General features: G+C 37.8%; 9 protein-coding genes. 4 read left to right on the forward strand and 5 right to left on the reverse strand.

Annotated elements, in window-relative coordinates; translation table 11 throughout:
* Positions 1 to 80 precede the first annotated feature (80 nt).
* Both J8L98_RS20950 and J8L98_RS20955 read right to left on the reverse strand, forming a co-directional pair.
* A complete protein-coding gene (locus tag J8L98_RS20950; RefSeq protein ID WP_210998045.1) occupies positions 81 to 3,206 on the reverse strand; it encodes an efflux RND transporter permease subunit in 3,126 nt (1,041 codons plus the stop codon).
* Entirely contained in the window at positions 3,203 to 4,327 is a 1,125-nt protein-coding gene (locus J8L98_RS20955) for an efflux RND transporter periplasmic adaptor subunit (RefSeq protein ID WP_210998046.1), read from the reverse strand. Before J8L98_RS20955 ends, J8L98_RS20950 begins: the two co-directional genes overlap by 4 nt.
* Positions 4,328 to 4,802: 475 nt before the next feature.
* Here J8L98_RS20955 and J8L98_RS20960 point away from each other — a divergent pair, with 475 nt between their 5' ends.
* Genes J8L98_RS20960 through J8L98_RS20970 form a run of 3 tightly spaced genes read left to right on the forward strand, consistent with a single transcriptional unit; the run spans position 4,803 to position 7,199 of the window.
* Positions 4,803 to 5,474 carry a response regulator transcription factor gene (locus tag J8L98_RS20960; protein ID WP_210998047.1) on the forward strand — a complete coding sequence of 224 codons (672 nt, stop codon included), beginning with the start codon at positions 4,803 to 4,805 and terminating at the stop codon, positions 5,472 to 5,474.
* Positions 5,474 to 6,757 (forward strand): HAMP domain-containing sensor histidine kinase, encoded by a 1,284-nt coding sequence (locus J8L98_RS20965; protein WP_210998048.1) that lies wholly within the window; start codon positions 5,474 to 5,476, stop codon positions 6,755 to 6,757. Before J8L98_RS20960 ends, J8L98_RS20965 begins: the two co-directional genes overlap by 1 nt.
* 37 nt (positions 6,758 to 6,794) lie before the next feature.
* Complete coding sequence (locus J8L98_RS20970; RefSeq protein ID WP_210998049.1) at positions 6,795 to 7,199, forward strand: DUF1801 domain-containing protein; 405 nt, start codon at positions 6,795 to 6,797, stop codon at positions 7,197 to 7,199.
* 41 nt (positions 7,200 to 7,240) lie between these two features.
* On the opposite strand, the gene J8L98_RS20975 is transcribed toward J8L98_RS20970, so the two are convergent.
* Both J8L98_RS20975 and J8L98_RS20980 read right to left on the reverse strand, forming a co-directional pair.
* Entirely contained in the window at positions 7,241 to 8,770 is a 1,530-nt protein-coding gene (locus tag J8L98_RS20975; protein WP_210998050.1) for a DUF3369 domain-containing protein, read from the reverse strand.
* Positions 8,771 to 8,782: 12 nt separating this feature from the next.
* Positions 8,783 to 10,432: an ATP-binding protein gene (locus tag J8L98_RS20980; protein WP_210998051.1), complete on the reverse strand. Its 1,650-nt coding sequence runs from the start codon at positions 10,430 to 10,432 to the stop codon at positions 8,783 to 8,785.
* A gap of 140 nt (positions 10,433 to 10,572) precedes the next feature.
* Here J8L98_RS20980 and J8L98_RS20985 point away from each other — a divergent pair, with 140 nt between their 5' ends.
* Entirely contained in the window at positions 10,573 to 11,448 is an 876-nt protein-coding gene (locus J8L98_RS20985) for a hypothetical protein (RefSeq protein ID WP_210998052.1), read from the forward strand.
* 320 nt (positions 11,449 to 11,768) lie between these two features.
* On the opposite strand, the gene J8L98_RS20990 is transcribed toward J8L98_RS20985, so the two are convergent.
* Positions 11,769 to 15,635: a hypothetical protein gene (locus tag J8L98_RS20990; protein ID WP_210998053.1), complete on the reverse strand. Its 3,867-nt coding sequence runs from the start codon at positions 15,633 to 15,635 to the stop codon at positions 11,769 to 11,771.
* Between the last annotated feature and the right edge of the window lie 222 nt (positions 15,636 to 15,857).

Genomic DNA, 15,857 nt, shown 5'->3' on the forward strand with positions numbered 1-15,857 from the left:
AACATTAACCCCCTACCTTAGTATAAAGTAGATACATCATATGCTGGCCATCATCGTGTGTTTTCAAGGCGCTTTTACAATTATGCCGATGCATCATTCACTCTAACTGGTTTTTTAATTACAGCCTTTGCGTCTTCGGCAATTGCAATGAGCACAGGAATTAAGATCAAAGTGATCGCGGTGCCAAATATTTCACCATAGGCTAATGATATAGCAGCAGGTATCAAATATTGTGCTTGCTCTGACGTTTCCGACATCAGTGGTATCAACCCAGCAACCGTAGTCACTGTGGTCAAAAAAATCGCTTGGAAACGGCCGACACCTGAACTGATAAGCGCTGCAGATATGTCTAAGCCATTGGCGCGTTCTTGATTAAAACGCGTCATCATGACCAAAGAGTCATTCACGATAATGCCAGTGAGTGCCAACATGCCAAAAAATGACAATAAGCTAAGCGGTACATCCATAATAAGATGGCCCGCTGCGGCACCAATAAAACCAAACGGCACAACGGCCATAATAATAAAAGGCTGAAAGTAAGATTTTAAAGGGATCGCGAGCAACACGTAGATCAGTACAGAAATGACAATTAATGCGCGACTCATGCTGCCACTCAGTGCCTGTGCTTCTTGCAACTCACCGCCAACAACCACATTAATTGTTGGAAACATACCCTTGAGCTTTGGCACGATCACCTCTGTGATTTGCTGACCAACTTCCGTATTAGAAACAATTCCCTCATCTACTTGAGCTTGCACATTATTAACACGCTTACCATTTCGTCTTTCAATGTAGTCGCTGGCATAGCTCGAAGATATTTCAGCTATAGAGAGCAATGAATACCACTCCCCATTTTGGCTCCTTACTCTGGTCTGCATCAAATCTTCTAATGTGCGACTGCTTTCTTTATTGTTACTAACATAAACCTTAACTTCTTCGCCACTTCGTTGCAGTCTCTGGGCTTCAACCCCCGTAAATCGCCCGCCAATTTCAAAAGCCAAATCTTGTGCAGAAAAACCCAAATGCTTCGCTTCTGGCTTAAGAAGCAAACGTACTTCAGGCTGACCTCCTTTAATGCTATCTCTTAGATTGTAAACCCCTTGAATTGCGTTAAGCTCCTGCATTAATTCATTACTAGCCTCTTTGAGAATGGCTTCATTTTTACCAAATAAGTACAATTCCAAACCACCGCTTGTCCCTTCGTCTGACGCTGAGAATTTCAAGTTAATTGTTCCTTCTAACTCCCCAACCCGTTCACGCCATAGATTAACGATGTCAGAAGTATTGAGGGTTTTACGAGACTCTGAAGGCAACAACTCAGCATATATTTCCCCTTGAAATGCACCCGCAACTACTTTAAGCATATGGTTAATTGGTGCTGCTTCTGTTACCCCTTTTTGAATATAAAAGTCATTAATCTCATTTCCTATTTTCTCAATTTTTTCCATGTTCTCTATGGTCATTGAATAAGGTGCTCTTGGATCCATCTCCATAGTAACTCGAATAATTTGCCCAGGTACATCAGGGAAAAAAATCGATTTTATTTTACCATTTTCAATGAGCCCTATACCGAGAAGCGCAACAGAGACGAAAGTAATTAACACCGCATAACGTTGACGAATTGCCCAAATAAGCGCCGGCGCATAAATGCCATCCCTAAATCGAGATAAGGTTGTTTGCGCAAAATGCTGACACTGACTCCATAAGCGAGCCACGACAAAAGTAGACGGTTTCTTATCAATATCGACATAAGCTAGATGCGCTGGCAGGATAAATTTACTCTCAAAAAGTGAAAATAACAGCGCTAAAATCACCACACCAGAAAATGCAGAGAGTACTTTGCCAAACCCCTCTTGAATTAACATCATAGGTAAAAAAGCAGCGATTGTTGTTAATACACCAAAAACGGTTGCTGTAGCGACTTTCTTAACCCCTTGTTCAGTACCTACAATGGGATTTTTGTGCCGCCTTCTTTCAGTGAACACACTTTCCCCTACTACAACAGCATCATCGACAAGAATACCCAGCGCGATAATTAGTCCAAATGTTGTGATGTCATTCAGCGAATAATCAATCCAACTCGTCCCCATTACGGCAAGTGCCCCAGCAATACAAATAGGAATACCCATACCTACCCACAAGGCTAACTTAGTGTGTAGAAAGAGCGCTAATAAAAATACAACCAACAACAAACCTTGAATAGCACTGGTTCTTAATAGACTTAATCTGTCAGAAATATAGCTGCTCGAATCACCAAACATTGAAACACTCATTTCAGGAGGAAGCTGAGACTCAAAATCTGCAATAACACGTTTTGCCTCATCAGCAATGTGTAATACATTTTCCTTGCGACCAATTAAGACCTCCATACCAATTGCCGGTTTACCGTCAAAGCGGACAATAACATCATCATCTTGATACTGATCTTCGACCATCGCAATGTCTCGTAAAAGTATCCGCGTACCGTCTCCATTTTCTATCACTGGGATGTTTTCAAAATCCGCTTTGTAATAGGCTTGACTGTCAGCGCGAAGTGAAATATTTGCGCCCTTGGTTTTTAACATACCCGCGGTGGAAAGAAGCGATGATTTCTTAATGGCTGCTGCCACATCACTAATCGTTAACCCATACCTTTCTAACTCATCTGGGTTAGTACCAATGCGCATTTCTGGCTTTTTTTCCCCTAACAGTCTGAGTTTAGAAATTTCGGGTTGTTCAAGTAAATTTTCTTTTAGTGTCTTGGCTAATTGTTGCAATGTTTTTTGATCTATTTCCCCATCCAACATCACATACAGCGCTGGGAAATCAAAATCATTACGGGAGATCTTTGGCCGCTCAGCATCACTTGGTAACGTCGCCACGCCGTCAATGCGCAACCTAATATCATCAAGCAACCTTTGTAAGTCATGACCTGCATTTTTTTCGACTCTCACTTGTGAGCCGTTATTGTAAGAAAAAGACTTAATCGTTTTTATTCCATTGAGGCCTTCAAGTGCATCTTCAACCTTTTGCGTTATTTGTTCATCAACCTGCTCGGTGTACGCACCGTAATAAGTTGTGTCAATAATAATGGTATCGGCTGGAAGTTTAGGGAAGCCTTCTATGCGCATGCCATTGACTGTCATATAACCCATGACAAGAATAAGTAGCATAATCAAATTTGCTGCGACAGGGTTTCGAATGAACCAACTTGTTAGCATACTCATCTTAATGTAGCTCCTTCAAACGAAGGATTCACTTTTTTGCCTGCGATGAATGACGCGAGAGGATTTATTACAATATTAAAATCGCCAGCGACGCGACTAATTGGCGCTGTAATAATTAAATTATCTCCCTGATAGAAGAGTATATTACTTGGGAAATAGCGTAACCGATTATTTTCATCTATGTACCAAACTGTACTTTCACGCGTGTATGCACTGGCCGGGATCAATAATGAGTTATCTACTGCCCTACCGGGTATTTCTACATTGACAAAATCGCCTGACAGTACATTATTTCGCTCATCATTATCGATTTCTAAAAACAGTTTATGCTGACGAGTCTTCGGGTCTAGAAACCCACCACCTCGCTTAATCTTGGCGTGCGCTACCCTATCGCCTTGTTTACTTTTAATTTGAGCAGTTCGCTTTTCCCACTGAGTTGCAAGGTTTTGCCATTGAATATTGTTTAACGAAACCGTGATATCAAGATTTGTTTGATCAAGTATACTAAGCAGTGGTTCACCCACATTCACTGTTTGTCCAATACTAACAAAACGGTGCGTTACAATACCTGAAAATGGTGCGACAACTGTGGTGTAAATTTTTTTCATTTCAGCCGCTTTTATATTGGCTTTAGCGGCCGATACCGCTTTCTTAGCAATATCTAGCTGCAGCGGTATCGCTGACGATTCAGACTGAATACCTGACTTTTTTCTATCTTTTAAGGCTCTTTTAGCCCGATCTTGTTCTGTAAATAAGGTAAGATTTGCTGCTGCTAGTGCTTGTTTCGCTGACGCTAAATGAGCCTTGTAATCACTATCTTCAATTCTTATGAGGACATCTCCCTTCGCGTTATATTCACCGGCCAGTGCACTATCTTTTACCTCAATAACCTCACCATCAACATGTGCTTTGAGGGTGACTGCCCAGCGAGGTTTTATTTCGGCAAATACTCTAATAACACCTTCATGGGTACCAACACGCTTGTTAATAACACTCACCTCACGCACAGTGTTAATATTATCTTTTTCAACAATATCAATCGTGTCTTCCATATACTCAAGTGCTGTTAACACAATCACCATAAAAATAATTGAACCAATGAACCAAAACTTACGAGACATAACATTCCCCAAAACGACTTCTACGCAAAATTCAACGGATCAACAGACAAGTTGAATACCACCAATTTGCACGGTTTCTAAAGCGATGATGAATAAACCGCTGCATACTGTAATTTTTACAAAACAAGTATTAAGAAAACATTAAGGCTGTGCTCAAGGAGGTATCATTATTACGTTGAGAAAGAGATATTTTGCTGTATACGTGCACCAATTAGCGCATTAAAACAACGTTTTAGAGCAGGTTATTACATATTAAAGCCCTGTAAAAAATGACCATTACAATGGTATATTACGCGTCATTAAAGTACTTCAATCACCTTAATACCATGTTAATAACGACACTGTCACAATACAGGCCTACAGCGCAAGTCTGCGCTACTTAAAAATATATTACTCATCATGCAATGCAATTTTGACCAAATGATTAATGTGCTATCAGCTATGATGTATAAATAACGAAATAGAGAGTATTAAATTGAAAGTATTAATCGTCGAAGATGATAAAGACCTGTCGCTCGCTATATCCGATTACCTGGAAATGCATGGCGCTGAATGTGACTTTGCATATGATGGAAAAATGGGTGTAGAGCTTAGTATTAACAACCCATTTGACTGCATTATTCTTGATCTCATGCTGCCAAAAATACATGGTTTTGATGTATGTAAAACTCTCAGAGACCAAGGATGTTTGACCCCTATACTCATGCTTACAGCGTGCGATACAGACGAAGAACAACTAATGGGATTTGCAGCCGGATTAGATGATTATGTGACTAAACCTTGTCATATGTCATTACTATGGGCGCGGCTTCAAGCGCTTCACCGCCGTAATAATCCAATATTAGCCAGTTTTATCGTCGGTGATTTGTCTATTTTCCCCAAAGAACACAGAGCAATGAGAGCTGATACTGAACTCAAACTCACACCTACTGGCTGGAAAATCCTGGAGTTTCTCGCTAGAAATAGCCCTCAAGTGGTTACAAAAACACAGTTGGAGGAGCATATTTGGCCACATGAAGATATTGAAACTGGTACGCTCAACGTACACCTTCATCAGCTGAGGAAAGTAGTTGATAAACCATTTCCTGCCACGCTTATTCACACACATGTGGGTGTTGGGTTATCACTTAGAGAAGCAACTACTTGATGACAGAGCATATTACAAAACAAGCAGCCCAGAGTATCGCTGAACGCACTAAACGACAACTCATATCTATTGCCATAGTACTGTTTATAACATGTCTTGCTTTTGTCATTATATTCGTTATTTATGTCGTAGACGCAACAACAGATAGCTACTTGCGTTTAGAAGCAAACAGCGTGATAAATCAGATTAATGTGAATAAAAATATTAAATTGCCTCAGCGTAAAGAGTTTAGTGCTTACCGTTCCTGGCAACAAATCCCCATTGATATAAGGCAACTATTTGATAAAAATAAACTTAAGCTTATGTCTCCTGTGACAATCGAACGTACTTCTGAATTAGGCCAAAGAGACTATGTTTATATCTTATATAGTAAAGTCAAAGACTACGGAGACATCTACTTTACGGGTGTTGAAGACGCGAAAAATGCTGACCAGTTTCTAACCCCGCTATTTACCAACGCTTTCATTCATGCCTTAATTTTAACTGTTATATTATTCTCTGCTCTGTATTTTGTTATATCTTGGATTTTAAGGCGCGCGTTGGAGCCATTAACAGCCCTTGTAGCTTGGTCTAAAAAAATTCAAGATAATCCCAAAGAAGACATCTACTTAGACTTTTCAATTAGTGAATTAAATCAAATTGCAGACCAGTTAATGACTAACATCAAACAAATGAATGCGCTTAACGAACGTGAACGTCTGTTTCTAAAACATGCCAGTCATGAGCTAAGAACTCCCTTAGCTACGATACAAGCATCGTTAGATACCATCAATTTGAGAATAAAAGTTTCCGACGCAAACCATCCATCATTAACGAGAGCGCTCAGAGCCAGCAATAATATGATCAATTTGTCTGATACCTTGCTTTGGCTGGCACGTGAGTCCAATAAAAAAATACCAAAAAAGCAAATTTCAATTCGTCAATGCTGTAAAGAAATCATTCAATTTCAAAGCTATTTACTCAAAGGTAAACCCGTCACTACTGAATTATCCCAAACTGATCACACCGTCGATATAGAAGACGAACTGTTGCGTATCATACTTTCCAATGTAATTCGAAATGCTTTTCAACATAGTTTTGCTGGCACCGTTTCTATTAACCTGTATGAAGATCATATCATCATTAGCAATCTGGTAAATACTAACGAAGAATCAGATACACAGTGTTTCGGACTGGGGTTACAGTTAGTAGAAAAAATAGCCTTAAAAATAAATTGGCATTTTAATTTTGCCATTAAAAACAACATCGCTACCGTCATAATAAATTGGCAAACTCGCCAATAACAATACCACTAATTATTTATCCCGTTAGGAGTCATATATGAAGAAAGTGATTGCAGATAAATTCAACGCTTATCCTGACGATATTTGTTTGAAGCTCACTTATCTACGTCGTTTAATTGTCAACACGGCCACTGAACTCAGTGCAGGTGTTCTGGAGGAAACGCTAAAATGGGGCGAACCTAGCTTTAAGGTTAAATCAGGAACCGCTATTCGCCTTGATTGGAAAAATACATCTCCAGATAGCTATTTTCTGTTCTTTAATTGTAATACCAAGCTCGTCGATACATTTCGGCAACTATACCCTAATGAACTACAATACCAAGGCAATCGAGCAATTGTGTTAAATCGTTCACAAGCCATTCCTGAACAGGCTATTACACACTGTATAAAACTGGCGTTAACCTACCACAAGATAAAACACCTTCCCTTGCTAGGCGCATGATAATTAGCCCTTAATCCAAGCCTCAACTCTGTATTTGTACGCTAATCTGGATATGAATCCATTATATGTGTCACTTTATCAATGTTCTCGATGAATAGGTCGACTAACTTTGGATCAAAATGCCCACCTTTTTCTTCTTTCAACAACGCGACAACCTCCTCTAATGGCCATGCTTCCTTGTAACATCGAGAATGCGATAACGCATCAAATACATCAACCAGCGCAACGATACGACCAAATATATGAATATCTTCGCCAGCAAGACCATTAGGATACCCTTTCCCGTTATACTTTTCATGATGTTGACCTGCAACAATCGCGGCCGCTTTCAGCACTGGTCGTTTAGAGCGTGCGAAAATATCATGGCCAATCGAAACATGGCTTTTCATTATTTCCCATTCAGATGCATCAAGCTTACCTGGCTTTAATAACACCGAATCAGGAATCGCCACTTTTCCTACATCGTGCATTGGCGATGCCATAAATAGTTGATTGGCTTCATCTTCAGCTAGCCCCGCCCATTCAGCCAGTGCTTTTGATAAGTGGGATACACGCCTAACATGATTTGCAGCTTCTTTTGAGCGACTTTCAACAACTTCACCCAACGTGTCGATGATCTCTGACTGCGTATCAAAGATTTCTTTATCAAGGGCCAAGTTTTCAAATGCAACGGATATATTATGAGAAAACAATTCTAGTAATTGCCTGTCTAACGCGTCAATCTGGCCTACTCGCTCTAGGTAAATTAAGTTAATACCTGTATTCGTCGTTGGAAAATACCCAACAAATGCACCGGCATTCAGTATACTTTTCTGCTCAGCGCAAGCTCGGTTAAATAACGCAATAATGTTTTCTGGCAGATCGGGAGTAACGCCCACTGTGGGTTGTAACACTCCTGTCGCGGCGATTATTTCAAAGCTATCGTTAACCTTTTTTACAGCACAATTACTGGTTTCTCCACATAACGTGTTTTTATCTACATGAAGTAAAGATGCCAGTTGCACCAACAGCCCATTAGCGAACTTATCTAGAGAGCGGATCCTAAACAAACTTGCAGTAGAATCAATGACCTTTTCAAGCCCCACTCTGTGGTTTTCTAACATAGCACGGGCATTCTCAATCGACAAAATATCACGATACCCCCGCAGGCCGGTATACATCACAGTAAACAATTTATCACTGCTTAGGTTTGTTTTTTCTTTGTAATCGTTAATATCATAATTAACGATTATTTCTCTTTCTGGAGCTTGTCCGGGTTGGCCTGTTCTTAAAATAATACGTACAAAAGTATTTTTTAATTCTTCTCTTATATACTGTGCAACCAACAAACCCGCGTCGTCAGACTCCATCACTACATCTAAAAATACCAATGCAATATCTGAGTGTGCCGCCAAAATTTCTTTTGCTTGAGATCCACTATAGGCACTTAAGAATTCAATTTTTTTATCGTCAAATTCAAACCGACCTAGTGTTATTTTCGTGACTGTATGAATATCTGGCTCATCATCCACAATGAGTACTTTCCATGATTCTTTCGGCTTGCTATCCGATTTAGACTTTTTTTTAAACATATTGCTGCCTATCTACTTATCAGATAATGTTCGTGGCGTAGAAATTAAGAATGTACTGCCCCCGTCAAGTTCACTTTTAACTGAAATAGAGCCATGTAATTTTTGCGTCACTATATTATAAATAATATTCATACCTAACCCTGATCCCCCATTTGAACGATTAGTCGTGAAGAAGGGATCAAATATTCTCTCAATTGTGTCAACACTCATCCCTTTGCCATTGTCTTTAAACTCGAAAAGCAGTTGCTGTGCCTCTAATTGAAAAGTTAATGTCACCGTACCTTGTTGACCCTTGTCATACGCATGAATTAAGGTATTCTGAATCAAATTTGTGAAGATTTGTGCCCACGCACCTGGGTAACTTGTCATCATCAGTACTTGTTGTTCACACTGCACATTAAAATGCACAGCGCTTTGTTTTAATTGGCTGTGCATGCTCGTCATGGTTTCTTTTAAATAATCTAAAATATCAAACTGACGAATTTCTTCTGATGATTGGTCCACTGCCACTTGTTTAAAGCTTTTCACCAAGTTTGCCGCTCTGGCCAAACTGACATGAATTGTTTTCGCCAGCTCTGCTGAATCTTTTGTAAAACGCACAAAGTCATCTTCTTCTAATTCTCCTGCTTTAAACTGCTTATTAATATCTTCAACCATGTGTTCAAAATGAGAAATGCCAGTCAAACTTAACCCCACAGGAGTATTTATTTCATGCGCTACCCCTGCAACTAACCCACCCAATGACGCCAGTTTTTCAGATTCAATTAACTTCCCTTGTGCAAGTTTCAAATCTTCGAGAGACTGCGCCAATGCAGCTTCTCGTTGTTGACGTATCGCAACTTCTTCTTTAAGCGCTCCGCGTTCTACATCAAGTTGAGTTACCGTTCGGTTTAATTTTTCGGTGCGTTCAATCACTCTTTCTTCAAGCTCTTGATTTACTGTGTCTAACTTTTTGATTGTCTCTACTGTTTTATCCATCATGCTATTGAGTGCATTTTGAACAACCCCGAGTTCATCATTGTTATTTTTTGCAATGCTAATACGTTTAAATACAGCATGGTCAGGGTCAATCGAATTTGCATGCTGTGCTAACATACCAAGTGGCACCGTCAGTAATTTTCTAAACACGATGGTGACTAGTACCACCAACGCCATCGTTTTAATAACAGCATTTATCGCAAGCGTATAAACACCTGACTTAATGCTGTTAATAATGACACTTCGATCTGAATATAACCGCACCTGACCTAAGTCAGTGCCCTCATCATTCATTGTTTTGATCAACGAAAATTCATGCCAAAATAACCCCTCTTTTTCAGCTGTGCGCTCAAGCGTGTTACCACTAGAGAACAGAACTTTTTTGTCGGCGCCCATCACTTCAACACCTGTAATGTCTGGCAACCCTTTTATACTTTCCGCAGTAATGTTTAATTGCTCAAGATCATAGTTCCACAGATCGGTCGCCAATATGTCATGAAATGTTTGCTCTGATGCTTCAAGCACATTTTGTACTTCATTTTTGGCATCTTGGTATTCCACAGCAATGTGTATACCTGTCACGAGCAAGGTTAAGAGGAAATAAATAGACAATACGGAGCTTAGTAACCTCATCGAAATAGAGTTTTTAATCGACTTAGTATCAAGTGCTAACAATTCAACCATTTCAAACAACCTGTACAACATGTCTATAAAACTTAGTCGCTATTTACAAAAGTGGGTAGCCATTTTGTTTTATATCACCGTATAAGTGGTTCACTTGCCTAACAGAAGCGGCACTCTATACTTAAAATACAGCTACTATAATGAGCTTAAATACGATGCATCATGTTTTAATACTGATTTTTGGTTTGATTTTTATACTGCCTAGCTATGGTCAAACATTAAAGGTAAGAGGCGCTCAATCAGAATTTGATAGTACACATGACTACTATATTGGGTTAATAAAGCTTGCGTATGAAAAGATCGACAAGCCAGTCGATATCACATTCGCACCTTATATGGTGCAACAACGGGCTCTGAATGAGCTCAAAGCTGGTCGACTTATTGATATTTATTGGGCTGGAACTGACTCTGAACGAGAAAGTGCCCTTGGCTTTGTCCCCATTCCTTTAGTTAAGGGGTTACTCGGTTATAGAGTTTTTACTGCGCATAAACGTGCCATTGAAAAACTCAAAAAAATATCAACGTTAGAACAACTCAAGCAGCATCGGCTATGTCAAGGCTCCCATTGGCCCGATACCGATATTATGATTGCTGCGGGGTTAAATGTTATGCCAAATACCATCTATGAGAACATGTTTAAACAAGCGTATTCTGGACGATGCTTTGCTTTTCCAAGAGGAATTAATGAAGCACATTCCGAAGTAATATCTAGAAATCAGACTATGCCTGACCTCATTGTATATGATAAATTAATTCTCAAATACCCATTTCCAATGTACTTTTTTACTCGTGAAAACAACCATGAACTCATAACGAACCTCGCAAATGGACTCAACAAAGCGATTGAGGATGGCAGCTTTGATAAATATATGAAGACCCATAGCTCTACTAAACACTTATTTCCACTTTCAAAATGGCAGTCGAGTTCAGTTATTCATATTGATAACCCTTTTCTGGATCCCAGCAGAGATATTACTGATCCAAAATACTGGGTGAGTTTAGGCATTAAAAATTAAAGTAATTTATAATTCGTGATTTGAATCTGTGCCTTTATCAGTAAAGTTTTCTATGTTCATTGAAACTTACGTAGAACACAACCTCCCTCATTTATTTGATATTGGGTAAAATGGACTCTTTCCAATATTATGATAGAGCTGACAATCCATACAAAAAAGTACGGCTTACACACCGTGCTATTAAATGACAATAAGGCGTTGTAAACAAATTAAAGCATTCGTTATACGTGCCACCACAGATTCAATTTCACAGTCTATTTTAAATTTGTCTCTTTACCCTATCACGGGCCTTCCGCCAGGGTTACGACTATACTAGGGTTTTAATTTTGCAAAGTACATGCAGCCCCAATACAACTCACTCCTGCATCATATTTAAGTGAACTCAGCTGCGTGTTTAACACAACATCTAGATTCGTTAAATTATTTCTAAGTAAATTAACACTTTCTAACTGCACACTTTTACTTAAATCAATACTCGCTAGTGAATTACGCTCTAACTCCAACTGCTTCAACATGGATGCATTGCTTAAATCTATATCGGAGAGCTGATTAAAATTGAGATTAAGCTCAAGCAATGCGGTATTTTTTGATAGATCCAGCGTCAAAAAATCATTACTGTATAGCCTTAGTGAAGTTAACGCAACATTGTTACTTACATCGATATTTGTCAGTTGATTACTACCTAAACTCAACTCCACTAATTGAATATTCTCAGTGAGATCAATACTGGAAATTTCATTATCATATGCTTTTAAACTTGTTAGTTTAATATTTTTCGATACATCTAAGGTGGCCAAGTTATTTCGATAAATATTAAAATCAACAAGTGCAACATTGTTAGTGGTATCGACAACAGTTAATGCATTATCAGCCAACTGAAGTTGTTCAAGCGCTATATTTTTACGCACATCAATGTTGGATAAGCTATTCTCATACACACTTAGTATTTTCAGTTCTACGTTAGTGCCTACATCAATTTGAGATAACTCGTTTCTATAAACTTCTAACGCCTGTAATTTTACATTTTTAGACACATCTAAAAAGCCAAGCTTATTGTTACTTAAATCAATAACGCTTAAGCTGGGGTTGTTTGTCAGATCAATGCTCGAGAAGTTGTTATTGTTTAAATTTAATTCTTGTAACAGAGGCAGTAGTACAATATCAATAGCTGATAATTGATTCCCATACAAACTTACTTTAGATAGTTTTAAATTATTAGACAGGTCAACATCTATAAAATTATTGTTGTAAGCGCTAAACTCAACTAATTCCAAATTTTTAGATACATCTATGCTGTTCAAGACATTCCCTCCAACATTGAGTATTGAAAGTACAGTATTTTCATTCACATTAATATCCGCAAGCTTATTTCCATATAGCTTCAAGCTTGATAATGACATGTTTTTAGAAACATCTATCACCTCTAACTTATTATCACCAACACTGAGTTCTTTTAATAAAGTATTACGCGAGACATCTATTCCTGAAATTTCATTACTATATAAACTTAAAACCAGTAATTTTGAATTTGCAGATACATCAATTTCTGACAGTTGATTTTCATACGCTCTCAACTGCAACAGATTGGTGTGACTCGTAACATCTATACTCGTAATTTTGTTTGCTCCAACACTCAAAAGTTTCAACTCTTTATTATTTTCAATATCAATTTCGGTCAATTTGTTCTCGAACAAGCTCACTGTTACCAACTTTGGATTGAAAGATAAATCAATTTCAGTAAGTTGGTTTTGTGCGGCATGAAATTCGGTAAGCGCAATATTATTTGCAACATCGAGTTGTGATAAATTATTACCATCAACACTAAAATCCAACAGTGCAGTGTTTGAATTGATATCTATACGCACTAAATTATTATTATCAACACTCAATTTCAATAAGTTCAAGTTATTGTCGACATTTAGTTCCAATAGTTTGTTTTGATCAAGCGATAAGTTTATTAGGTCACGGTTGAATGACACATCTAATACTGTTATTTGATTATTATCTAAGTCTAGCGTTTTTAAAAACGTATTTTTTGTGATATCTACACTTGTCAGCGCATTTCCATCTAATGATAAAGATGTTAATAACAAGTTCGACGTAACATCAATACTTTCCAGCTGACTATCATTTAAACTAAGTGATGTAAGTGCAGCATTATTGAGCACATTAAGCGAGGTTAATTTATTATTAGTTAAATTAAAAAAGACTAATTTGGCATTATTTTCAAGATTTATGCCTGTTAAATTATTATTTTCTAAACTAAGAGATGTCAACTGCCCATTATTACTCACATTTATATTTCCCAGTAAGTTATTGTCTGCACTCAATGTCTCTAAAATAAAATTACGGCTTATGTCTAGGGTAATTACCTGATTACTGTCCAGTTCCAGAATTTGTAGTGCAATGTTATTAGTCACATCAATCTTACTAAGTTGATTTCCATTCAACCCCAATCGAACCAACAGAACATTTTTAGAAATATCAATATCGGTCAGTAAATTACTATCAAGGTCTAATCTTGTTAGAGATAAATTTTGACTAACATCAATCGTAGTTAGTTGGTTATTATCTAAACTTAATATACTAAGTGCGGGGTTGTCAGTGATGTTTATCGCTGTTAATTTATTATCATCTAGATGCAACGTATCAAGTAACTGATTACTAGTAACATTAATACTATTGAGCTGATTACTATCAAGGTCCAGCCGAGTCAAAGCGGTATTATGACTGACATCAATAGCACTCAGCTGATTGTTATTCAGCCCCAATGTTTCCAGTAAAGTGTTGTTCGATACATCAATGCTGCTAAACTGATTTGCATCTAAACCTAATGAAGTTAGTTGCGTATTTGCACTCACATCGATGTTAGTCAACTGGTTACTATCAAGATCGAGTCGCGTTAAACGCGTGTTACTAGCAACATCAATCGTGCTCAATTGATTGTTATTCAGCCCCAATGTTTCCAGTAAAGTGTTGTTCGATACATCAATGCTGCTGAGCTGATTTGAATCTAAACCCAATAAGGTTAGTTGCGTATTTACACTCACCTCAATATCAGTCAACTGGTTATTATCAAGGTTTAACAATGTTAAAGCTGTATTACGAGTTGTATCAATCGAGTTCAATAGGTTAGTGTTTAAATCAAGCACAACTAACGCTGTATTTTTTGAAACATCTATGTGTAATAACTGATTTTTATATAACCGTAATTCCTTTAGCCGAACGTTGCTCGAGATATCAATTTCATCAAGTTTGTTTCCCCCAAGACTCACATCTTTTAATAACTTATTATTGGATAAGTTTATTGTAGATAACTGATTATCATATGCTTTAAAGTTCGTTAAGGATTTATTATTATTTAAGTTAATACTCTCTAGCGCATTTTCATAAACTCTCAGCTCAATTAACTGGCTGTTGTGCGTCAAATCAATGTTCGTTAGCTTATTATTACCTAAGCTTAAATCCGTCAGTTTACTATTATTAGACACATCGATTGTATTCAATTGATTATTAGAAAGCTGTAACTTTGTAAGATCAAGGTTCTTAGTGACTGATAAACTTGATAAGCTATTGTTTCTTAGGTCTAGCTCTTTCAAATCGGATAGTGCTGAAACATCGAGTTCGGTCAGTAAGTTACCATTTAAACTTAACGAAACTAACCCTGTATTTTTAGAAAGGTCGATTGTAGTTAGCTGGCTATTGTCTAACTTAATGCGCGTCAATTTAATTAACTGCGAAATGCCCACCATTGAGTCTATCGCATAGCCATCACAACTTAACGATGTAACTTCATGAATAAAATTATTGCCGCTATCTGACATACATTTTAGTAACTGTGGGTCAGCAATAACACTTGATACACTTACTTTCGGTTTAAATACGACAGAAACAGTACAATTAGTCTGAATTAATCCCGTTGTATAGGTTGTTCCTGACAAATTACCGCTGCACCCAGTGACGCTATCTAAAAAGTATCCCTCACCGGCGAGCAGATTAACCACAGCCGATTTGCCAAATTCAACATCTATACTTTCTCGGCTACTGGTTCCTTGTCCCTCAATATCAATAGACACACGATACGTCTGCGCAAATGGTTTATCATTTCCTTTATCTGAGCCTCCCCCACATCCACACAAAAATACCAGTAGGAAAAATGTACTCAAGCTCAGTTTCATTATTTTCATTAGTCAGTCTTCTATAAATATGCACAAATGCTGATTCACAGAAACAGTAAATAGACTTATTTACCGTCCTTATCTCACCCAACAATCTAAATAACTTTGTATGTGGGAAATGATTAATACAAAGCCATTACTTAGTATGAACTACATAAGTAAGTTTAACGGCTAAAGGCAATGATGAATAGTTATTATAGTACTATCATACTAGATTTATAGTGATAGGAG

It is taken from the genome of Pseudoalteromonas sp. MMG013 (assembly GCF_018100885.1).
In the GTDB taxonomy this organism is placed as follows: Bacteria; Pseudomonadota; Gammaproteobacteria; order Enterobacterales; family Alteromonadaceae; genus Pseudoalteromonas; species Pseudoalteromonas aurantia.